19 protein-coding genes are annotated in these 19,967 nt (G+C 66.7%); 15 read left to right on the top strand and 4 right to left on the bottom strand.

Going from position 1 to position 19,967, the window contains the following annotated elements:
• Nucleotides 1-7 precede the first annotated feature (7 nt).
• Genes EDE12_RS04290 through EDE12_RS04270 form a run of 5 tightly spaced genes read left to right on the top strand, consistent with a single transcriptional unit; the run spans nucleotide 8 to nucleotide 5,939 of the window.
• Nucleotides 8-808: an enoyl-CoA hydratase-related protein gene (locus EDE12_RS04290; RefSeq protein ID WP_051592578.1), complete on the top strand. Its 801-nt coding sequence runs from the start codon at nucleotides 8-10 to the stop codon at nucleotides 806-808.
• A complete protein-coding gene (locus EDE12_RS04285) occupies nucleotides 798-2,786 on the top strand; it encodes a biotin carboxylase N-terminal domain-containing protein (protein ID WP_026599577.1) in 1,989 nt (662 codons plus the stop codon). Before EDE12_RS04290 ends, EDE12_RS04285 begins: the two co-directional genes overlap by 11 nt.
• Nucleotides 2,786-3,706 (top strand): hydroxymethylglutaryl-CoA lyase, encoded by a 921-nt coding sequence (locus EDE12_RS04280; protein ID WP_036291910.1) that lies wholly within the window; start codon nucleotides 2,786-2,788, stop codon nucleotides 3,704-3,706. The genes EDE12_RS04285 and EDE12_RS04280 overlap by 1 nt, the downstream gene beginning before the upstream one ends.
• Nucleotides 3,703-4,752 (top strand): enoyl-CoA hydratase/isomerase family protein, encoded by a 1,050-nt coding sequence (locus tag EDE12_RS04275; RefSeq protein ID WP_026599579.1) that lies wholly within the window; start codon nucleotides 3,703-3,705, stop codon nucleotides 4,750-4,752. Before EDE12_RS04280 ends, EDE12_RS04275 begins: the two co-directional genes overlap by 4 nt.
• Nucleotides 4,749-5,939, top strand: a complete 1,191-nt coding sequence (locus tag EDE12_RS04270) for an acetyl-CoA C-acyltransferase (protein WP_026599580.1) — start codon at nucleotides 4,749-4,751, stop codon at nucleotides 5,937-5,939. Before EDE12_RS04275 ends, EDE12_RS04270 begins: the two co-directional genes overlap by 4 nt.
• Before the next feature lie 59 nt (nucleotides 5,940-5,998).
• Here EDE12_RS04270 and EDE12_RS04265 read toward each other — a convergent pair whose 3' ends face one another.
• On the bottom strand, nucleotides 5,999-7,135 hold the full coding sequence (locus EDE12_RS04265) for a Glu/Leu/Phe/Val dehydrogenase (RefSeq protein WP_051592579.1): 1,137 nt from the start codon (nucleotides 7,133-7,135) through the stop codon (nucleotides 5,999-6,001).
• A gap of 131 nt (nucleotides 7,136-7,266) precedes the next feature.
• Here EDE12_RS04265 and pdhA point away from each other — a divergent pair, with 131 nt between their 5' ends.
• From pdhA to EDE12_RS04230, 8 genes are all read left to right on the top strand, one after another.
• Complete coding sequence (gene pdhA, locus EDE12_RS04260) at nucleotides 7,267-8,352, top strand: pyruvate dehydrogenase (acetyl-transferring) E1 component subunit alpha (RefSeq protein ID WP_026599582.1); 1,086 nt, start codon at nucleotides 7,267-7,269, stop codon at nucleotides 8,350-8,352.
• Complete coding sequence (locus EDE12_RS04255; protein ID WP_026599583.1) at nucleotides 8,345-9,325, top strand: alpha-ketoacid dehydrogenase subunit beta; 981 nt, start codon at nucleotides 8,345-8,347, stop codon at nucleotides 9,323-9,325. The genes pdhA and EDE12_RS04255 overlap by 8 nt, the downstream gene beginning before the upstream one ends.
• Complete coding sequence (locus tag EDE12_RS04250; RefSeq protein ID WP_026599584.1) at nucleotides 9,322-10,449, top strand: dihydrolipoamide acetyltransferase family protein; 1,128 nt, start codon at nucleotides 9,322-9,324, stop codon at nucleotides 10,447-10,449. The genes EDE12_RS04255 and EDE12_RS04250 overlap by 4 nt, the downstream gene beginning before the upstream one ends.
• Nucleotides 10,450-10,734: 285 nt before the next feature.
• Nucleotides 10,735-10,872: a hypothetical protein gene (locus EDE12_RS22070; RefSeq protein WP_157198953.1), complete on the top strand. Its 138-nt coding sequence runs from the start codon at nucleotides 10,735-10,737 to the stop codon at nucleotides 10,870-10,872.
• A gap of 52 nt (nucleotides 10,873-10,924) precedes the next feature.
• Nucleotides 10,925-11,434 (top strand): hypothetical protein, encoded by a 510-nt coding sequence (locus tag EDE12_RS22065; RefSeq protein ID WP_198029890.1) that lies wholly within the window; start codon nucleotides 10,925-10,927, stop codon nucleotides 11,432-11,434.
• A gap of 315 nt (nucleotides 11,435-11,749) precedes the next feature.
• The gene (locus EDE12_RS04240; protein WP_024881382.1) at nucleotides 11,750-12,379 is read left to right on the top strand and encodes a response regulator; all 630 of its coding nucleotides are present in this window, start codon (nucleotides 11,750-11,752) and stop codon (nucleotides 12,377-12,379) included.
• 4 nt (nucleotides 12,380-12,383) lie between these two features.
• Nucleotides 12,384-13,961 carry an ATP-dependent DNA helicase RecQ gene (locus tag EDE12_RS04235; protein ID WP_026599585.1) on the top strand — a complete coding sequence of 526 codons (1,578 nt, stop codon included), beginning with the start codon at nucleotides 12,384-12,386 and terminating at the stop codon, nucleotides 13,959-13,961.
• Nucleotides 13,951-14,844 (top strand): hypothetical protein, encoded by an 894-nt coding sequence (locus EDE12_RS04230; RefSeq protein ID WP_026599586.1) that lies wholly within the window; start codon nucleotides 13,951-13,953, stop codon nucleotides 14,842-14,844. Before EDE12_RS04235 ends, EDE12_RS04230 begins: the two co-directional genes overlap by 11 nt.
• A 22-nt stretch (nucleotides 14,845-14,866) precedes the next feature.
• Here the strand turns inward: EDE12_RS04230 and EDE12_RS04225 are convergent, their stop codons facing one another.
• The 3 genes from EDE12_RS04225 to EDE12_RS04215 form a co-directional block, all read right to left on the bottom strand.
• Nucleotides 14,867-16,714 (bottom strand): cation:proton antiporter, encoded by a 1,848-nt coding sequence (locus tag EDE12_RS04225; RefSeq protein WP_134187991.1) that lies wholly within the window; start codon nucleotides 16,712-16,714, stop codon nucleotides 14,867-14,869.
• A 116-nt stretch (nucleotides 16,715-16,830) separates the two neighbouring features.
• The gene (locus EDE12_RS04220; protein ID WP_026599587.1) at nucleotides 16,831-17,802 is read right to left on the bottom strand and encodes a J domain-containing protein; all 972 of its coding nucleotides are present in this window, start codon (nucleotides 17,800-17,802) and stop codon (nucleotides 16,831-16,833) included.
• 144 nt (nucleotides 17,803-17,946) lie between these two features.
• Entirely contained in the window at nucleotides 17,947-18,441 is a 495-nt protein-coding gene (locus EDE12_RS04215; protein ID WP_026599588.1) for an RT0821/Lpp0805 family surface protein, read from the bottom strand.
• Between the two features lie 59 nt (nucleotides 18,442-18,500).
• On the opposite strand from EDE12_RS04215, the gene pdxH reads away from it, so the two are divergent.
• Complete coding sequence (pdxH, locus tag EDE12_RS04210) at nucleotides 18,501-19,109, top strand: pyridoxamine 5'-phosphate oxidase (RefSeq protein ID WP_024881387.1); 609 nt, start codon at nucleotides 18,501-18,503, stop codon at nucleotides 19,107-19,109.
• 290 nt (nucleotides 19,110-19,399) lie between these two features.
• On the top strand, nucleotides 19,400-19,912 hold the full coding sequence (locus EDE12_RS04205) for a TIGR02301 family protein (protein WP_036291918.1): 513 nt from the start codon (nucleotides 19,400-19,402) through the stop codon (nucleotides 19,910-19,912).
• Nucleotides 19,913-19,967: the final 55 nt, after the last annotated feature.

Genomic DNA, 19,967 nt, shown 5'->3' with positions numbered 1-19,967 from the left:
GGCGCAAATGTCCCTTATTCGCTCGTCCCTCGATTCCAGCGGCTTGGCCACTCTCACGCTCGCGCGACCGGAGCGTCGCAATGCGCTGGACCAAGCAATGGTCGTCGAGCTCATCGCGGCTCTGGAAAGCGCCGCGAACGATTCGCAGACGCGCATTCTCTTGCTCGCCGGCGAGGGCCCCGCCTTTTGCGCCGGCGGCGACATAGAATGGATGAAGCGCGTCGCCGCCGACACGCCACGCGCCAATGAGGAGGATGCGCTTCTACTCGCGCGTGCGATGCGCGCGCTCGACACGCTGCCCAAGCCGACGCTCGCGCGCGTCCATGGCGCGGCCTATGGCGGCGGCGTCGGCCTCGTCGCCTGCTGCGACATCGCCGTCGCGAGCGATGCAGCGAGCTTCTGCTTGAGCGAGGCGAGGATCGGCCTCACGCCCTCGGTGATCGGTCCTTATGTTCAGCGCGCTATCGGCGCGCGCCAGGCGCGGCGCTATTTTCTCAGCGCCGAGACGATCTCCGCGATGCAGGCGCGCGCGCTCGGCCTCGTTCACGAGATCGCTCCCGCGGCAGAGCTGGACGCGCGGCTGGCGCGCATCGTGGACGCGCTGCTCGCCGGCGCGCCCAGCGCGCAAGCAGAGGCGAAAGCCTCCATGGCGCTCTTTGCCGAGCATCCAATCGACGAAGCGCTGATGCGCGAGACAGCGCAGCGGATCGCCGCACGGCGCGCGTCTGCGGAAGGAAAGGAGGGTCTCGCGGCCTTCCTCGAGAAGCGCGCCCCCTATTGGAGACGAGATCGCGACGATGTTTCGTAAGATTCTCATCGCCAATCGCGGGGAGATCGCGTGCCGCGTGATCGCGACGGCGCGGCGCATGAGCATCATCGCCGCCGCCGTCTATTCCGACGTCGATGCGCATGCGCGTCATGTGGCGCTCGCCGACGAAGCCTATCCGCTGGGCGCAGCGCCTGCGCGTGAGAGCTATCTCGCAATCGACAAGATCATCGCCGTCGCGCGCCGCGCGGGCGCGCAAGCCGTGCATCCCGGCTATGGCTTTCTCTCCGAGAACGCAGCTTTCGCCGAGCGTTGCGCCGAGGCCGGCCTCGTCTTCATCGGACCGACGCCGCAAGCCATGCGTCTCATGGGCTCCAAGACGCACGCACGCGCATTGATGGAAAGCGCCGGCGTGCCGATCGTGCCGGGCTTTCACGGCGCGCAAGATACGGAGAGCCTCGTCACGGCGGCGACGCGCATCGGCTTTCCCGTGCTCGTCAAGGCTTCCGCGGGCGGCGGCGGCAAAGGCATGCGCCACGTCGCGACGCAGGGCGAGCTGCGCGGCGCGATCGAGAGCGCGCGGCGAGAGGCGGCGTCCGCATTCGGCGACGATTCGCTGCTGATCGAGAAGGCGCTCGATGGCGCGCGGCATATAGAAGCGCAGATTTTCGGCGACACGCATGGCGCCCTCGTCGCTTTCCCAGAACGTGACTGCTCGATCCAGCGCCGTCATCAGAAGATCATCGAGGAGACGCCCGCACCGGGCCTTTCGACGGAGCTGAGGTGCGCCTTGCGCGAGGCCGCGCTCGCCGCCGGGCGCGCGGTCTCCTATATCGGCGCCGGGACCGTCGAATTTCTCGTGACGGGCGACAGCTTCTATTTTCTCGAGATGAACACGCGGCTCCAAGTGGAGCATCCGGTCACCGAAATGATATCGGGCGTCGATCTCGTCGAATGGCAGCTGCGCGTCGCAGCCGGCGAGCCGCTGCCTGCGCAGCAGGACGAGATCGCGCGGCATGGACATGCGATCGAGGCGCGGCTCTATGCGGAAGCGCCGGCGCGCGATTTTCTACCTTGCGTCGGCCGGCTCGAGCACTGGCGCACGCCGCGCGAGGATGGCGCTATTCGTGTCGAAACCGGCGTGCGTGAAGGCGATGCGGTAACGCCTTTCTACGATCCGCTGCTCGCCAAGATCGTCGCGCATGGCGAAGACCGAGAGACCGCGCGCGCAAAGCTCGCCGCGGCGCTGCGCGATTGCGAGATCGTCGGCGTGGAGACGAATCTGCTTTTGCTGCGCGCAATTCTCGACAGCGAAGCGCATGCTGCGGGCGAGATCGACACGGGATTTCTTCCGCGTCATCTCGAGCTTATCCTCGCGGGATCGGAAGCGCTGGACGAGGACGCCGAGACGATCGTGCTCGCTGCGGGCGCCGCCGCTTGGCTGCGCCGTCTTCGCGCCGAGCGCAATGAGGAATCGCCTTGGAACGCGTGCGACGCTTGGCGCCTCAATGGCGCGGCGCGGCAGAAGCTGCTCGTCCGCCTCGAGGATCGCGACATTCCCTTGACGCTCGCGCCTCTGCCCAAGGGCGCCTTTCGCTTGCAAACGCCGAAGTCGCTGCATTGCGTCGCGCTCGAGAGCGACGCAGGTCGCATGAGCCTACGCGTGGACGGTGTCGCGCGAAAGCTTTCGATCGTCGAGCGCGCGAATGGCTTCGTCATCATATGGAATGGACGCACCCACGAGCTTTCGCTCGTCGATCCGCTCGCGCCGCCGCGCGCGGAGCGCGACGATGAGGCGGCGCTCGCGGCGCCGCTGCCGGCGCGCGTCACCGGACTCTTCGCCAGCGTCGGCGAGAGCGTGAAGAAAGGCGCGCCGCTCGTCATGCTCGAGGCCATGAAGATGGAAATCGCATTGTCCGCGCCGCGCGACGGACGCATATCGGAGATTCGGACGACGATCGGCGATATGGTGCGGCAGGGCGAGCGGCTGATCGTCTTCGCCGAGGGAGAAGCGGCATGATGAGCATTCCGCAGCGCGTGCGAATCGTCGAGGTCGGCCCGCGCGACGGCCTGCAGAACGAGAGCGCAATGGTGTTAGTGGAGACCAAGGTCGCGCTGATCGAAAAGCTGGCCGCGGCGGGGCTGCGCGACATAGAAGCGGGAAGCTTCGTCTCGGCGAGGCGCGTTCCGCAAATGGCGGATACGAAGCGCGTGCTCGCACATCTTCGTTTGCCGCCGCATGTTCATCTCTCCGTCCTCATTCCCAACATGCGCGGGCTCGAGGAAGCGCTCGCTTGCGGCGTGCGCGGCGTCGCCATTTTCGCCGCGGCGAGCGAGAGCTTCTCCGAAGAAAATATCGGCTGCTCGATCACGGAGAGCCTGACGCGTTATGCGCCCGTCGTCGAAGCGGCGGTCGGCGCTGGGCTCGCGGTGCGCGGCTATATTTCCTGCGCGCTCGGCTGTCCCTATGAAGGCGAGGTCGCGCCACGCGCCGTCGCGACGCTGGCCCGCGATCTCGCCGCGCTCGGCTGCCACGAGATTTCGCTCGGCGACACGATCGGCGTCGGCGCGCCTTTGCAAGCGCGGCGGCTCGTGGAAGAGGTCGGACGCGACATTCCATTGGCGCAGATCGCGGTTCATTTTCATGACAGCTATGGCCAGGCGCTCGCCAATATATTCGCTTGCGTCGAGATGGGCGTCGGCATCGTCGACGCATCCGTCGCCGGCCTCGGCGGCTGTCCCTTCGCGCCGGGCGCGAGCGGCAATGTCGCAACGGAGGATGTCGTCTATATGCTCGAGCGTTCGGGAATCGAGACGCGCGTCGATCTCGCCGCGCTGATCGAGGCCGGAGCGTTCATTTGCGAAAATCTGGGACGCGAGAGTCAGAGCCGCGCCGCGCGCGCATCGCTTCTCCAACGAGAGAGAAGGCGCGTCGCATGAGCGATATTCTCGTCTCCCGCACGCGCAATGTCGGGCGCCTATCTTTGAACCGGCCGAAGGCGCTGAACAGCCTGACGCTGGATATGGTGCGCGATTTTTCCAGCGCGCTCGACTGCTTCGGCGCCGATCGGGAGATCGTCGCCGTCGTCGTGACGGGCGAAGGTCAGCGCGGCTTTTGCGCCGGCGGCGACATTCGCGCGCTCTATGAGCTGCGCAATGGCGAGCGCAGCCTCTATGAGACTTTCTGGCGCGAGGAATATCGGTTGAACGCGCGCATCGCCGCCTTTCCGAAACCCTATGTCGCGGTGATGGACGGAATCGTCATGGGCGGCGGCGTTGGGCTTTCCGCGCATGGCAATTTTCGCATCGTCACCGAGCGCACGCGCTTCGCAATGCCGGAGACGGGAATCGGCTTCATTCCAGATGTCGGCGGCTCCTGGCTGCTCACACGCAATGGCGGCGTCGGACGCTTCATGGCGCTCTCCGGCGCGACCGTCGGTCCGCATGACGCGATCTTCGCCGGGCTCGCCGATGTGCTCGTGGATTCGGCCTCGCTTCCCGAGCTGCTCGCCCTTCTATGCGACATTGGCGAGGCGGAAGAGGTGCGGTCGCTGCTGGCGCGCTTCGCGAAATCATCCGGCCTCGGCGCTTTGTCGCGGCACGAGACTTTGCTGCGGCGCGTGATGGCGCATTCGAGCGTCGAGCGCATCATCGCCGCGCTCGAGGCCGATGGTTCGGAATTCGCACGGGAGGCGGCGGCGACGCTCGCCATGCGCTCGCCGACAAGCCTGAAGGTGACGCTGCAGCTGCTGCGCCGCGCCGCCGATGCGGAAAATCTCGAGGCCTGCCTGCGTCAGGAGTTGCGCACGGCTTGCAATCTTCTTTCGACGCATGATCTCTACGAGGGCATTCGCGCCGCCGTCATCGACAAGGATCGCGATCCGCATTGGTCGCCGGCGACGCTCGCGGAAGTGGACGACGCCTCGGTGAAAGCGCTGCTCGACGGCGGCGCGGCGCCGGACCTCGAATTTCGGGCGTGGACATGAGCGAGACATTCGATCCCGTCGTCATCATCGGCGCCGCGCGCACGCCGATCGGGGCGATGCTCGGCGAGCTGAAGAGTGTTTCGGCGCCGGGGCTCGGCGCAGCGGCGATTCGCGCCGCGGTGGCGCGCGCCGATGCGCCGACAGATCAGATCGACGATGTGCTCATGGGCTGCGTGCTCTCGGCGGGATTGGGCCAAGCGCCGGCGCGGCAGGCGTCGCTCGCCGCCGGTCTGCCGGAGGCCGCGGGCTGCGTGACGATCAACAAAATGTGCGGCTCTGGCATGAAGGCGATCCAGCTCGCGCATGATCAATTGCTCGCCGGCAGCTCGCACGCCATCGTCGCCGGCGGCATGGAGAGCATGAGCAATGCGCCCTATCTGCTGGAGCGCGCGCGCGAAGGCTATCGCATGGGCCATAAGAGGCTCCTCGATCATATGTTTCTCGACGGGCTCGAGGACGCCTATGACAAAGGCCGGCTGATGGGCGATTTCGCCGAGGATTGCGCGACGACTCATCAATTCACGCGGCAAATGCAGGATGATTATGCGACGCTCTCGCTCGAGCGCGCGCGGCGTGCGGCGCAGCAGGGCGACTTCGACTGGGAGATCGCGCCGCTCGAAACGCAGGGCCGTGACTCGACGACGATTGCGCGTGACGAATTGCCGGCGAAAGCGAAGATCGAGGCGATCGCGAAATTGAAGCCTGCGTTTCGTGACGGCGGCACGGTGACGGCGGCCAATTCCAGCGCCATTTCCGACGGCGCCGCGGCGCTGACCTTGATGCGGCGGGATCGCGCCGAGCGCGCCGGCCTCACGCCACTCGCAATCATTCGCGCGCATGCGACGCATGCGGGGCCGCCCAATCTGTTTCCGACGGCGCCGATCTCGGCCATGCGCAAGCTCGCCGAGCGCCTGGGCTGGCCGCTGTCGAGCGTCGATCTCTTCGAGATCAACGAGGCGTTCGCCGTCGTCGTCATGGCAGCGATGCGCGAGCTCGATCTGCCGCGCGACAGAGTGAATGTGCATGGCGGCGCCTGTGCGCTCGGTCATCCGATCGGCGCCTCGGGCGCGCGCATCGTCGTTACTCTGCTCGCGGCGCTGCGCAAATATGGGCTGCGACGCGGCGTCGCCGCGCTCTGCATCGGCGGCGGCGAGGCGGCGGCAGTGGCGATAGAGACCGTGAATTAGAGTGTTTTCGAGCGAAGTGGGAACCGGTTCGCGTGAAGAAAACGCGATAGAATAGAACTCTAGCGCCAGCGCTGCGTCGCCATCATCTTACGCAGACGCTCCTGCACCAGCGCGGTGGCGGCGTCGCGCAGCGAGACACGCATTGCGGAGGCGCGCGCGATGATCTCTCGCATGTTGCGGGAGATTTTTTCTTCGATCGCCGCAAAGGCGGCCTTCTCGTCGCCGCCGGCATATTCCACGGAAGCGCAAATCACGCCGCCGGCATTGGCGATAAAATCTGGTACAACGACGATTCCACGCTCGAACATGATGCGCTCCGCCTCGGCTGTCGCGGGAATATTGGCGCCCTGCACCACGAGCTTGCAGTGCAAGCCGCCGACATTGTCGGCGCGCAGCACATCAGGCCGCGCGGCGGGGATGAAAATATCGCAAGGCGCGGCGAGCAGCGCATCGGGCGCCAGCGCTTCGCCGCGCGGATAACTGGCGACGCTGCGGCCTTCGCTGCGAATTTGCGCCAATGCTTCTATGTCGAGTCCCGCCGCGTCATAGATCGCGCCGCGGCTATCGGAAGCGCCCACCAATTTCGCGCCTCTGCGTGAAAGGAATCGCGCCGCATGTCGTCCGACGGCGCCGAAGCCTTCGACGACGACGCGCGCGCCTTGGAGCTTCAGCCCGGCGGATGGCGCAGCGGCCTCGGCGGCTATTGCGACGCCATAGCCTGTCGCGCCGATCTCATCGAGCGGAACGCCGCCGAGCTCGGCGGGCAATCCCACGGCGCGGCCGATCTCGTCATGCACATAGGCCATGCATGTCTCATTCGTGCCCATGTCCGGGCCGGGAATGTAATCCGTCAAAGGCTCGATCGCCTTGGCGAAGGCGCGGATGAGCTGCTCCTTCTCCTGCGGCGGCATCGCAGGATCGCCGAAGATGACGGATTTGCCGCCGCCATGGCGCAGGCCGCAGGCGGCGTTCTTCAACGTCATCGCGCGCGCGAGGCGGAAGCATTCCTCGACGCCGACATCCGGCGCCATGCGCACGCCGCCTATGGCGGGGCCGGCGGCGATATTGTCGATGACGACGATCGCCTCGAGGCCGACGCCCGGCGTGCTCACATAGACGATCTTCGCCGGGCCGAACTCGTCGACGAAGGGGAAAGCGTCTGATTTGAACGACGCGGACAGGGACGACGCGGACATGGATCATGAACTGGGCGCGAGCGCGCGCGAATCAAGCGCTCTTCGGCGTATGCAGCAAAAAATTCCTTAGAGCGGATGAAAAGCACGCGGCGGCGCCTTACGTCACTCTGACGAAGCTCGAGGCAGGCCCGATGACCATTGGCGTCTCCTTCCAGATCGACTTTCTTCGTTTCCTCTCCGCGTCGGGCGAGCTCGACCCCGCGACGCCGCGCGAAGCGATAGACCCCGAGCTTTTGCTCGGCCTCTATCGCGCCATGACGCGCACGCGCGCTTATGACGGAAAAGCGATCGCTCTGCAGCGCACCGGCAAGCTCGGCACTTTCGCCTCCGCTCTGGGGCAGGAGGCGATCGGCGTCGGCATAGGCGCGGCCATGCGCAGCGAGGATGTGCTCGCACCATCCTATCGCGATCATGGCGCGCAATTGCTGCGCGGCATGACCATGGTGGAAAATCTCGTCTATTGGGGCGGCGACGAGCGCGGCAGCGATTACGCTGTGCCTCGAAGCGACTTTCCCATTTGCGTTCCCGTCGGCACGCAGGTGGCGCATGCGGCCGGCGCCGCTTACGCCTTCAAGCTGCGTAATGAGAAGCGCGTCGCGGTGACGATCCTCGGCGATGGCGGCGCCTCGACAGGCGATTTCTATTCCGCCTTGAACATGGCCGCCGTCTGGCGCGTTCCGCTCGTCGTGGTCATCAATAATAATCAATGGGCGATCTCGACTCCGCGCGAAATGGAATCGGCGACGGCGACTCTCGCGCAAAAGGCCGTCGCCGCCGGCGTCGAAGGACGTCAGGTCGATGGCAATGATGTGATCGCCATGCGCCATGTCGCGCATGCGGCGATAGCGAAAGCGCGCGACGGCGGCGGGCCAACGCTCATAGAGGCGCTGAGCTACAGGCTCGGCGATCATACGACCGCCGATGACGCGTCGCGCTATCGCGACGTCGAGGTCGTACGGCGCGAGGCGGAGAAGGAGCCGATCGCGCGGCTGCGCAAATATCTCGCGGCGCGCGGATTGTGGAGCGAGGAGCAGGAGAGGCGCCTCGCGAAAGATTGCGCGGAGGAGGTGGAGCGCGCCGTCGCCGCCTATCTCGCGACACCGCCGCAGGCGTTCTCGGCAATGTTCGATCATCTCTTCGCGCAGCTGCCGGAGTCGATGCGCGATCAATATGAGGAGGCGCGGCGCTTCGCGCCGGAGGATGGCGGCCATGGCTGAGCTCACTCTCGTCGAGGCCGTCAATCGCGCGCTCGCGCATGCGCTGGAGCATGATCCCACCGTGCTGCTTCTCGGCGAGGATATCGGCGTCAATGGCGGCGTGTTTCGCGCGACGCTCGGCCTGCAGCAGCGCTTCGGCTCGGCGCGCGTTCTCGATACGCCGCTCGCCGAGGCGGCGATCGCGGGCGTCGCCGTCGGCATGGCGGCGATGGGGCTGAAGCCGGTGATGGAGATTCAATTCAGCGGCTTCATCTATCCGGCGCTGGATCAGCTCATCAATCACGCCTCGCGCCTGCGCAATCGCACGCGCGGACGGCTCAGCTGTCCCATGGTCTTGCGCGCGCCCAATGGCGGCGGCATTCATGCGCCGGAGCATCATTCGGAAAGCCCCGAGGCCATGCTCGCGCATACGCCCGGCCTGCGCGTCGTCATTCCGTCTTCGCCCGCGCGCGCCTATGGCCTGCTGCTCGCCGCCATTCGCGATCCCGATCCGGTCGTCTTCCTCGAGCCGACGCGGCTCTATCGTCTGTTCAAGCAGGAGGTGATCGATGATGGCGAGAGCCTGCCGCTCGACACATGCTTCGTCTCGCGCGAGGGACGCGACGTCACGCTGATCGCCTGGGGCGGCATGCTGCACGAGGCGCTTGCGGCGGCGGAAACCCTCGCGAGCGAAGGCGTCGATTGCGAGGTCATCGACATTGCGACGCTGAAGCCGCTCGACGCCGAGACCATTTTGCGATCCGTCGAGAAAACCGGCCGCTGCGTCATCGTGCAGGAGGCCGCGCGCACCGCGGGCTTCGGCGCGGAGATCGCCGCCGTCATCGTCGAGCGCGGGCTGTATTTTCTGCAAGCGCCGGTGCGACGCGTCACCGGCTATGACGTCGTGATGCCGCTGGCGCGGCTCGAGGGACAATATTTGCCGAGCGTCGCGCGCATCGCCGACGCCGTGCGCAAAACGATGGAGGCGGCATGAGCGTCTTCAAGCTTCCCGATCTCGGCGAGGGACTGCAAGAGGCCGAGCTGGTGCAATGGCATGTCGCGCCCGGCGAGGAGGTCGCGATCGATCAGCCGCTCGTCTCCGTGGAGACGGCGAAGGCGGTCGTCGAGATTCCTTCGCCGCAAGCCGGACGCATCGAAAAGCTGTTCGCGCAGGCGGGCGAGATCATCCGCATCGGCGGCCCGCTCATCGCCTTTGCGGGCGATGCGGAAGCGGCGCCTCTCGCGACGCGAGAGGACAAGGGAACCGTCGTCGGCGCGATGGAGACGAGCGGCCGCGTGCTGCAGGAAGGCGCGGCGCCGCTCGGGCGCAATGGCGCCGGCCTTCGCGCGACGCCGGCAGTGCGCGCGCTGGCGCGGCGGCTCGATGTCGATCTCGCAATGGTGACGCCTTCCGGCGCCGATGGCGTCATCACCGCGAGCGATGTGCAGCGCGTGGCGCGCATATTGGCGGAGACGGCGCCGCCCGAGCCTCTGCGCGGCTTTCGTCGCGCCATGGCGCAGAATATGGCGTTGGCGCAAGCCGAGGTGGCGGCGGCGACAGTGGTGGACGACGCTGACATAGACGCTTGGCCGCAGGGCGAAGATACGACATTGCGGCTCATTCGCGCGCTCGTCGCCGGCTGCCGCGTCGAGCCGGGGCTCAACGCCTGGTTCGAATCCCATGCGCTGGCGCGACGCGTGCTCACCGCCATCGATCTCGGCATCGCCGTCGATTCGGCGGAAGGCGGATTATTCGTGCCCGTGCTGCGCAATGTCGCCCAGCGCGATCCTTCCGATCTGCGCGCCGGTCTGAACAAAATGCGCGCCGATATAGAGGCGCGGCGCATTCCGCCGGAGGAATTGCGCGGCGCCACCATCACTCTCTCCAATTTCGGCATGATCGCCGGGCGCTACGCCGCGCCGATCGTGCTGCCGCCGACCGTCGCCATTCTCGGCGCCGGGCGCATCCGCCGCGCGATCGTCGCCGATGACGAAGGCCGTCCCGTCGCGCGGCGCATGCTGCCGCTGAGCCTCACCTTCGACCATCGGGTCGTCACCGGCGGCGAGGCCGCGCGCTTTCTCGGCGCGGTGATCGCCGATCTTAGCCGCGCCGCGTGAAAGAGCGAGGCGGCGCCTTCGGGCAAAACGCATAGAATTTGAATATATTTGTAGTATATTCGCTCGATAAATGAATAGAATTTTCTATTCTTTCACAGACGATCGTAAAAATCCCGCGTCCAACCCCATGCCGGCTTATATCATAATATATTGATATAGAACGATTTTTGCGACGACCCGCGGCGCCGATGCGTCGCATAAGTACATGTCCTAATTTTGGAATTGGCCGCCAACAAGTATTGACGGATCAGCGCGGCCCGCTGCAATCTCGCCGCCCAGGGAGAATTGGCGCTGATGACATCCATGGATCAATTTGATCTCCGCACGCAATCGATCAATTTGAAGCGTTTCTTTCGGCTTCTCGTCTTTGCCGAGCCGCTTTGCCCATTCGCCGACAGCCGCGGCCCATTTGCCGCCTGCTGATCGCCCTTCAATCGAACTGTAACGAGTTTGCGTAACGCGTAAGGAGCTTCTCATGATCACCGTGTCGCAATGCGCGGCCCAGGCGGGCCTGGCCTCCAACGAGCTGGTTCTCGGCGCCATCCCCTCTTGCGAGCATGACGCGCTGCTCGAGAGCTATCTGCTCAACGGCCATCGTGGGCTCGAGGCCGTGCGTGAGATGATTGTCGCCGATCTGCGCGGCTTTCTCGATCTCGGCGTGACGGGCCGCGCCGCCGATCTGCTGATCGTGCTGCGCCTGCTGCTCACCGCCCATCCACAGGCGGGCCGCGCCCAACGTCCGCATCACGCCGAGAGCGAGGCGGCTTTCGAGACCGCGCTGCTCGGCCATTATTTCGACGCCCGCCGCGGTGGGGCCAAGGGCGCGCCTCTGCGCGAGCCGGGCGTGGTGCTGTCCTTCTTTCGCGAGGGGCGCCGGACCGAGCGGCGCGCCGCGCGCGGCGAGCCGCCGGAGTCCCTTTGTGGCGGCGATCCGATCATCGCGCGCTTCGGCGCGCGGGCGTCCTATCTGCGCGGCGAGCGTTAGAGTTTTTTCGCGCGGAGCGGGAGCCGGCTCGCGCAGAGCAGAGCAATAGCGTCCAGAGTCCTTCCCATTCGAACGAGCCGGAAGGACTCTGGAACGGCGCCGAAGCGGAACGCCTCATTCGCCGGAGGTCACGTGGGCGTCACGCGGGCTATTGCCAATCGACGCGCAGCATAGGATCATCCCGGCCCGACGCGCCTGTCGAGGCGCAAAACGCTCGGGTGGTCGGACCCGCTTCTCTATGCAATCGGTAGACTATTTCGATTTCGGCTTTTCTGACGAGCACGCCCTGGAGCCTCGGCTCGGCGGAGCGCTCGAATGAGCGCCCTCGCCCATACTCCGGTCGTTCATGTCATCGACGATGACGCCGCCGTCCGCGACTCGCTGAGGCTCCTCCTGAAGATGGAGGCTTTCGACGTTCGCGCCCATGCCTCGGCGCGCGAGTTTTTCGCCAGCCTCGGCCCCGGCGACGGCGGCTGCGTCGTCACCGATGTGCGCATGCCGGGCGAGAGCGGCCTGGAGCTGCTCGCCGAGATCAAAGCGCGCGGGCTCGATTTGCCGGTGATCGTCATCACCGCCCATGCCGATGTGTCGCTCGCGGTTCAAGCGATGAAATCCGGCGCCGTCGATCTTCTCGAAAAGCCCTTCGGCGAGGAGACGCTGCTCCGCTCTGTCCGCCAGGCGCTCGGTCTTCGCGGCGCGGGCGATGGCCATAGCTCGGAGGCGGCGATAGCGCGCGACCGTCTGGCCAGCCTCACGGCGCGAGAGCGCGAGGTGCTGGTCGGCGTGCTCGAAGGCCGCCCCAACAAGATCATCGCCCATGAGCTCGGCATCAGCGTCCGCACAGTGGAGGCGCATCGCGCCCGGCTGATGGTGAAGATGCAGGTCAAGAGCCTGTCCGAGCTGGTGCGCATATCCGTGCTCGTCCCGCGCGCCGCATCCTTCTGAGCCATTGCGCCGCTCGCCCGCCGATATGGAAGAGGCGCGGCGCATCCTGCGCACGCGCTTCGGGCATGAGGATTTTCTGCCGGGACAGGCGGCCGTGGTCGCGGCTCTGCTCGAGGGGCGCGACGCGCTCGCGGTGATGCCCACCGGGGCCGGCAAATCCCTGCTCTACCAATTGCCGGCGGCCCTGGGCGTGGCGCCGGTCGTGGTCGTCTCGCCGCTCATTTCGCTGATGCGCGATCAATTGCGCGGCCTCGCGCGCTCGGGCGTCGCCGCCGTCGCGCTCCATTCGGGCCAGAGCGAGGAAGAGCATGGCGCTGCGCTCGCCGCCATCGCCGGCGGACGGGCGAAGCTCGTCTATCTCGCGCCGGAACGCCTCGCCGGAGACGGAACCATCGCGCTCTTGCGCGCCGCCGGCGTGGCGCTGCTCGCCGTGGACGAGGCGCATTGCGTCTCCCATTGGGGGCATGAGTTTCGCCCGGATTACGCCCGGCTGGGGGAGATCGCCGCGCGGCTCGGCGCGCCGGTGCTGGCGGTGACGGCGACGGCCGGCCCGCGCACGCGCGCCGACATCATCGCCAGCCTGTTCACGCGCGCGCCGGAGGTTTTCGTCTCCTCCTTCGCGCGGCCCAATCTGCGCCTTTCTTTCCGTCCCCGCGGCGATGCGGCGGGGCGGCTGACGCGCTTCCTGCGCCGGCGGGAGGGAGAGAGCGGCGTCGTCTATGTGAATTCGCGCCGCAAGGCCGACGCTATGGCGGCCACGCTGCGCGGGCTCGGCTTCGACGCGCTCGCCTATCACGCCGGCCTCGATGCGGCGACGCGCGCGGCCCATCAGGACGCTTTCTTCGAACGCGCCGGCGTGGCGATGATCGCGACCATCGCCTTCGGCATGGGCGTCGACAAAAAGGACGTGCGCTTCGTCGTCCACGCCGATCCGCCCGATTCGATCGAGGCCTATTATCAGGAGATCGGCCGCGCCGGCCGCGACGGACTGCCGGCCGATGCGCTCGCCCTCTTCGATCCGCGCGAGCTCGCCGGCCGCTTCGGCTTCGCGCCGCCGGCGGACGATCCGGTCGCGCTCGGCGAGACGGAGCGGCGACGCGCCATGGCGCGCCTCTGCCTCACCCCCGCCTGCCGCTTCCAGACGCTGCTCGCCGCTTTCGGCGAGGAGAGCGGCCGCTGCGGGCGCTGCGACAATTGCCGCGGCGGCCTGATGGCGCTGCCGCGCCGCGCGGGCCTCGTCGCGCTCGGCTGGCGCGTGGCGCTGCTCGCCCGCTTCTCCGGCGCCGGCGCCGAGAGGCTCGACGAGCCGGAGGAGGCGTCTATCCCCGCTGTGGCGCCGGGCCTCTCCATCGCGCCGACTGAGGAACGGCTCAGCGTGGCCGAGGAGCGGCTCTATCGGCGGTTGCTGCATTTGCGGCTCGATATTGCGAGGCGCGGCCGTCTCTCCCCCCGCGCGGTGGCCAGCGACATGATGCTGCGTCGGCTCGCGATCACGCGGCCGAGCATGATCGGCGATTTTCCGCCCGGCGAGATCGTCGACGCGCCGGCCTTTCTGCGCGAAATCGAAGCGTATGACGAATGAAGGTCGAATCGAAAACTTTCGTCCCGAGAAGCCGTCCGCCATTCGCGTTCCGTCAAAAAAGCGTCTTCGTAAGGAGATATTCGGTACTTTTTATCGTCGGCACGACGCAGAGCGTGGCATGAAACATTTTCGCGCGATTTTCGCGTTACGTCTTTTCGTCGCTTTTTGGACGACGAGCTCTGCCAGCGCGCAAGTCGCATCCGATGCTCCTTCGCCGGAGCTTCCGGCGAATGCCGCTGACCTGAATGGTCTTCTCTATATGAAAGATTGGAACGGTCTCGGAGCCGCGCTGAAGGACGCCGATCAGACCCCGGTCACCCGCGTGAAAGCGATGAACTGGCTACAGCGCCGGGTCTTGCGCGGCGCGGAATATTTCGTCGTTTACGCCTATATGCGCGAGCTATGGACTGTCGGAACCGTGTCGCAGTCGGAGGGAATGCGCCAAACGGCGGGCGCGATGGCGCTCTACGCCTATGCGCTCATCGCGATCGACGGCGCCAAATGCCAGGACCTGACGGCGCCGGGCAATCGCATGACCCAATTGTTGGGCCTCAATCCCTCGACCTTTTCGTTTGTGAAGAGTCAGCCGGCAGAGACGAAAGCAAAAATGATCGATTTGGCGATCACGATCGAAAACCGCACCTCGTCCGCTCGCCGTGATGACGACTTGCTCTGCCGTGGCGGCTTGGAGGAATACAAAGCAGCTTTCGAGGGAGGGACGCAAACCGAAGTTCCAAACTCGACAGGGCATTTCGGCAAGACATTTCAAGTCGAGCCTCCTGCCGATTGGAAACCGAAATTCGCGCCGCCGGAGGTCTACCGCCCCAAGCAGGAGATCGCGCGCAACGCCATGCGCGAAGCCCTGCTCAAATTGATCCAGTAGTTAGCGCCCAAAACCGCCGTTCCTACTCGTCTTCCAGCCCCTGCGTCGGACGGGCGCGCCTTTTCTTCAGCTCGCGCAGCCGCGTCGAAGCGCGCGCGGCGCGTTGGCGCGCCGCCTCGCCGGTCGGCTGCAGCAGCTTGCGATATTCGTCGCGCTTCTCATGGATGGAAGCGATCACATAGCCCATGGGCACGCCGACATCGACGAGCACCGTCTCGGCGAGCTGCAGGCTCGACTCGATCGTCTCTGGTATCGCGTCGCTGGCGCCGAGCTCGTAGAGATGCGTGGCGTGCCAGGCGTCGCGGGCGCGCGCAACAATGGTCATATCGGCGCGCTGCTGATGCGCGAGGCGCACGATCTCCTGCGCCGCTTGCGGATTCTCCACCGTCACCACCAGCGCGCGCGCCTGGGCGACGCCGAGGCGCATCAAAAACTCGCGCCGCATGCAATTGCCCCAATAAATATCGACGCCCTTGTCGCGCGTCTGCGCGACGAGCTTCACGTCATTGTCGACGGCGACAAAGGGAATCTCGTGACGGCTCAGCATGGCGCCGATGAGCGCGCCGACGCGCCCATAGCCGACAATGACGACACGGCCGGCGGCGATCTCGCGCTCCGGCGCGAGATGGCCGAACTCGGCCTCGTCGTCTTGCAGGCGGCGGCCCGGATTGACCCATTCGCCGAGGCGCGCCAGCGCCGGCAGCACGAAGAGGCCGAGCGTCACCGCCAGCATGGCGTCGGCGCCGAGATTTTTCGGCAGCACGCCGGAGGCGATGGCGGCGCCGACGAGAATGAAGGCGAACTCGCCGCCGGGCGCGAGCAGCAGCGCCACTTCCGCCGCTATGCGCGGGCGCAGGCGAAAGGCGCGGCCGAGCAGGAAGACGATGAGGGTCTTGGTCACGATGAGGCCGATGGCGATGACCAGCACCTGACGCAGATCCTCGATCACGCGGTCGAAATCGAGCCCGGCGCCCACCGACACGAAGAAGAGGCCGAGCAGCAGGCCTTTGAACGGCTCGATCGTCACCTCGATCTCGCGGCGAAATTCGGTCTCGGCGAGCAGCAGGCCGGCGATGAAGGCGCCGAGCCCCATCGAAAAGCCCGCCGCCGCGCTGGCGACGCCGGCGCCGATGATGACCAGCAGGCTCGCCGCGGTGAACAGCTCGATGGATTGCGCCGCCGCCACCAGATGGAACAGCGGCCGCAGCAGCAGCCGTCCGGCGATGATCAGTCCGCCCATGGCGGCGAGCGCCGGCAGAAAGGCGAGCAGCGCTTTCAGCCCTTCGCTCTCCACTTGCGGATCGGAGAGGAAGGAGATGAGGAAGAGCAGCGGCGCCACCATCAGATCCTGCAGCAGCAGCACCGAGAAGGCGGCGCGGCCGGCGGCGCGATTGAGGCGCCGGCGCTCGGCGAGCAGCGGAATGACGATCGCCGTGGAGGACATTGCGAGCGCCGCGCCGAGCAGCGCCGCCGGCGCGGGGCCGAGCCCGGCCCAGAACACGCCCGCCGCCGTCAGCGCCCCGCCGCAGAGAAGAACCTGCGAGAGGCCGAGCCCGAAGACGAGCGTGCGCATGCGCGCGAGGCGCTCCCAGGAGAGCTCGAGGCCGATCATGAACAAGAGGAAGACGAGGCCGAATTCGGCGATCTTGGCGACGCCCTCGAGATCGCTCAGCGCGATCGCCGAGAGAAGCGCATGGCGCTCGGCGAGCTTGCCGAGGCCGAAAGGGCCGAGCGCCGCGCCGGCGAGCAGAAAGCCGAGAATGGGGCTGATGCGCAGCCGATGAAACAAAGGCGCGACGACTCCCGCCGTGCCCAGAAACAGCAGCGCCTCACGATATTCGCCCCACTGAAACGCCGCAGCCCCCGACATCGCCGTCCTTTCCCGTCACCGATTCGGGCTTCAGCATAAGGGAGCGGGCAGCCGGTCACGAAGCCGTTTCTGGGGCTCCGCCTTCTCCTGCCGGCGGAGAAGGCGACGCGCCCGTCTCACATTCCCTTGCGCGGATCGTAGGGCTTGGCCGTGCGGCATTTTTGAGCGAAGGCCTCGAGCTCGGCGTCGGCGCCTTCGGGCAACAGCACGCGCAGCGTCACATAGAGATCGCCAGCCGGCTTGCCCTCCGCGGCGGGCAGTCCCTTGCCGCGCAGGCGCAGCACGCGGCCGCCGTTGGAGCCGGCGGGGATGGTCAGCTCCACCTTGCCGGAGAGCGTCGGCGCCGCGACCTTGGCGCCCAGAACCGCCTCGTAGAAGGCGATCGGCAGATCGAGCTTCAAATCGCGGCCGGAGATGGCGAACAGCGGGTCCGGCGCGACATGGATGGTGACGATGGCGTCGCCGGGCTCGCCGCCGGGTGGGGCGGCGTGGCCCTGGCCGCGCAGGCGGATCTGCTTGCCGTCCTCTATGCCGATCGGAATATTCACATCGAGCGTGCGGCCGGTGGGCAGAAAGACGCGCGTGCTGCCGCCCGTCACCGCCTCGGCCAGCGAGATGGTCACTTGCAGCGCGACATCCTCGCCGCGGCGCGGCGCGCGGCCTCCGCGGCGTCCGCCCGCCCCGGCGCCGAAGAGATCGGCGAAAAGATCAGAAGGGTCGAAGCCGGCGCGGCCGCCGCCGCCCGGAGCGTCGCCGCCGAAATGGAACTCGAAATGCTCGGCACCGCCAGGGCCGCCAGGGCCGCGCTGTCCGCGATAGCCGCCGCCCGGTCCCGCGCCGAATCCCTCGAAGCCGGTGAAGCGCGGCTTGCCCTCGGCGTCGATCTCGCCGCGGTCGAATTGCGCCTTTTTCTTCTCGTCGCCGAGAATCTCATAGGCGGAATTGGCCTCGGCGAATTTCTCCTTGGCCTTGGGGTCGTTCTTGTTCTGATCCGGGTGGTATTTTTTCGCGAGATTGCGAAACGCCTTCTTGATCTCGGCGGCGCTCGCCGTCTTGGCGACGCCCAGGACATCATATGGATCGCGCATTTTCTTCAAAAGCCCATAGTGGCGCCCGCCTCATGCGGCGCGGACGCGCATGTCTGACATGTCTATTTGGGAGAAGAGGCGGCCGCGCGCAAGGATGCGGCGAAGGTCGGAGGACGAGACCGCTGATTTTTCAGGCCGGATTTCTCAGGCCTTGCGCCAGGGCCGCACATCGATCAGCGCCCAATCGGCGGATTTGTCGCGGCAGGCCGTGCCCTGCAATTGCTCGTGGCTCTCTTTCGTCCCGACTTCCGCCAGAAAGGCGCGGCAGACCTTGCCCTCCGAAGGATAGGGCTGGCCGACCGGCGTGAAGGAGCCGCGCGCATGGCTTTCGGGATTGTCCCAATTGACCGTCGCGCCGGCGCCCTGAGGATCGAGCGCGACGCCAAGGGCCGCATTGGCGCGCCGCCAATCCTCCTGGTCGAGCGAATGGGAGAGAGTCGGCGTGGTCTTATGCGGAATGGAGCCGGTCACATCGTCGCTGACATTCTTCCAGGCCGGGGCCGGCTCGCCGCCGGGAATGGCGAAAGAACAGCCGCCGAGCGCCGCCGCCATCAGCGTGGCTGCGAGAAGACGCGCGGCGGCGAGACCGATTTGAGAAGCGGCTGCGGCGGCGTTATGTGTGTCTCGCGGGTCGTGCAATGCGCTGCCTTACCACCATGACCACCGCCCTCGTTTCGGCGGCAGCTGAGGATTTTCCCGTGAAGGGGTTAAAACAGAGTGACTTCTGCGAGGCCTCCGAACCTTACGCATTATTCGGCGAGTGGTTCGAGGAGGCGAGGACGAGCGAGCCCGACGTTCCCGAAGCGATGGCGCTCTCCACCGTGGACGAAACCGGCTTGCCGGATTCCCGCATGGTTTTGATGAAGGATTGGGGCGAATCCGGCTTCACCTTCTATACCAACGCCGAGAGCGCCAAGGGCCGCGAGCTCGCGGCCACGATGAAGGCGGCGGCGCTTTTCCACTGGAAATCGCTGCGCCGCCAGGTGCGGCTGCGCGGTCCGGTGGAGCCCGTATCGGACGCCGAGGCCGACGCTTATTTCGCCAGCCGCCCGCGCGACAGCCGCATCGGCGCCTGGGCGAGCCGCCAGTCGCAACCGCTGGAGAGCCGATTCGCGCTCGAGAAAGCGGTCGCTTATCAGGCCGCGCGCTTCGGGCTCGGCGAGGTGCCGCGGCCGCCGCATTGGCGCGGCTATCGGATCCTTCCGGTCGCGATCGAGTTCTGGGCGGATCGGCCCTTCCGCCTGCATGATCGCGTGCAATTTTCCCGCGAGGGCGCGGGCTGGACCAAGGCGCGGCTCTATCCTTGACGCGTTCGCGAGGCGTCGGCGCCTTCTCCCCACATGCGGGGAGAAGGCGCCGATGAGGGGCTCGGGGCGTTTCCCGTCTGTGGCCAACGCCCCGAGCCCCTCACCCCGACCCTCTCCCCGCGCGCGGGGAGAGGGAGATACGTCGAAGCTCGAAAGAAAGCGGCGAAGCGATGCCATTCTCGTCAAACAGAACGATCGCGACGAAGAGCGAGCCTGAAGGCTCGCGGTCCTGGCCGCGCTCTGGACCGCGAGCCATCGGGCTCGCCGGCGCCCTCGCGCTTTCTTGCGCCTTGTTCGCGCAGCCGGCGCGCGCGCAGGATTTTCTGCAGAACCTGTTCGGCTGGGGCCAGCAGCATTCGGCGCCGCGCGTGATCGAGCGGGCGCCGCCGCAGGGCAAGGCCAAGCCGAAGAAGAAGAACGCCGCGAAAACGCCGCCGGGAGGCAAGCAGCAGGCGCAGCCCAACGGCGCCGCGCAGCAGCCCGCCGCCGAAGGGCCGCCGCCGCCCTACGAGCCGCAATTGCTGCGACTCTCCGAGATACTCGGCGCGCTCTCCTACCTGCGCGATCTCTGCGGCTCCGAAGATGGCGAGGATTGGCGCGGCAAGATGAGCTCGCTGCTGGAGGCGGAAGCCAAGACGGGCCAGCGCCGGCTGAAGCTGACGGGCGCCTTCAACCGCGGCTTTCGCGGCTATGAGACCACCTATCGCTCCTGCACGCCCAATGCGCGCCTGGCCATCTCGCGCTATCTGGACGAAGGCGGCCGCATCGCGCACGACATCGCGTATCGTTACGGGAATTCCTGACGTCGCAAACGCGGATGTGCGTTAACCCTCCGGCAAGGACCCGTCTCGCGCGGCG

The sequence above is a fragment of the Methylosinus sp. sav-2 genome (assembly GCF_004366495.1).
Classification (GTDB): domain Bacteria; phylum Pseudomonadota; class Alphaproteobacteria; order Rhizobiales; family Beijerinckiaceae; genus Methylosinus.
The sequence above is the reverse complement of the archived record's forward strand: the minus strand, read 5'-3'. Positions and strand labels throughout refer to the sequence as shown.

Bases quoted from the DNA above. Each gene is read 5' to 3' on its own strand.
- EDE12_RS04290 (WP_051592578.1), top strand. From the start codon at position 8: ATGTCCCTTATTCGCTCGTCCCTCGATTCCAGCGGCTTGGCCACTCTC.
- EDE12_RS04285 (WP_026599577.1), top strand. From the start codon at position 798: ATGTTTCGTAAGATTCTCATCGCCAATCGCGGGGAGATCGCGTGCCGC.
- EDE12_RS04280 (WP_036291910.1), top strand. From the start codon at position 2,786: ATGAGCATTCCGCAGCGCGTGCGAATCGTCGAGGTCGGCCCGCGCGAC.
- EDE12_RS04275 (WP_026599579.1), top strand. From the start codon at position 3,703: ATGAGCGATATTCTCGTCTCCCGCACGCGCAATGTCGGGCGCCTATCT.
- EDE12_RS04270 (WP_026599580.1), top strand. From the start codon at position 4,749: ATGAGCGAGACATTCGATCCCGTCGTCATCATCGGCGCCGCGCGCACG.
- EDE12_RS04265 (WP_051592579.1), bottom strand. From the start codon at position 7,135: ATGTCCGCGTCGTCCCTGTCCGCGTCGTTCAAATCAGACGCTTTCCCC.
- pdhA (WP_026599582.1), top strand. From the start codon at position 7,267: ATGACCATTGGCGTCTCCTTCCAGATCGACTTTCTTCGTTTCCTCTCC.
- EDE12_RS04255 (WP_026599583.1), top strand. From the start codon at position 8,345: ATGGCTGAGCTCACTCTCGTCGAGGCCGTCAATCGCGCGCTCGCGCAT.
- EDE12_RS04250 (WP_026599584.1), top strand. From the start codon at position 9,322: ATGAGCGTCTTCAAGCTTCCCGATCTCGGCGAGGGACTGCAAGAGGCC.
- EDE12_RS22065 (WP_198029890.1), top strand. From the start codon at position 10,925: ATGATCACCGTGTCGCAATGCGCGGCCCAGGCGGGCCTGGCCTCCAAC.
- EDE12_RS04240 (WP_024881382.1), top strand. From the start codon at position 11,750: ATGAGCGCCCTCGCCCATACTCCGGTCGTTCATGTCATCGACGATGAC.
- EDE12_RS04230 (WP_026599586.1), top strand. From the start codon at position 13,951: ATGACGAATGAAGGTCGAATCGAAAACTTTCGTCCCGAGAAGCCGTCC.
- EDE12_RS04225 (WP_134187991.1), bottom strand. From the start codon at position 16,714: ATGTCGGGGGCTGCGGCGTTTCAGTGGGGCGAATATCGTGAGGCGCTG.
- EDE12_RS04220 (WP_026599587.1), bottom strand. From the start codon at position 17,802: ATGCGCGATCCATATGATGTCCTGGGCGTCGCCAAGACGGCGAGCGCC.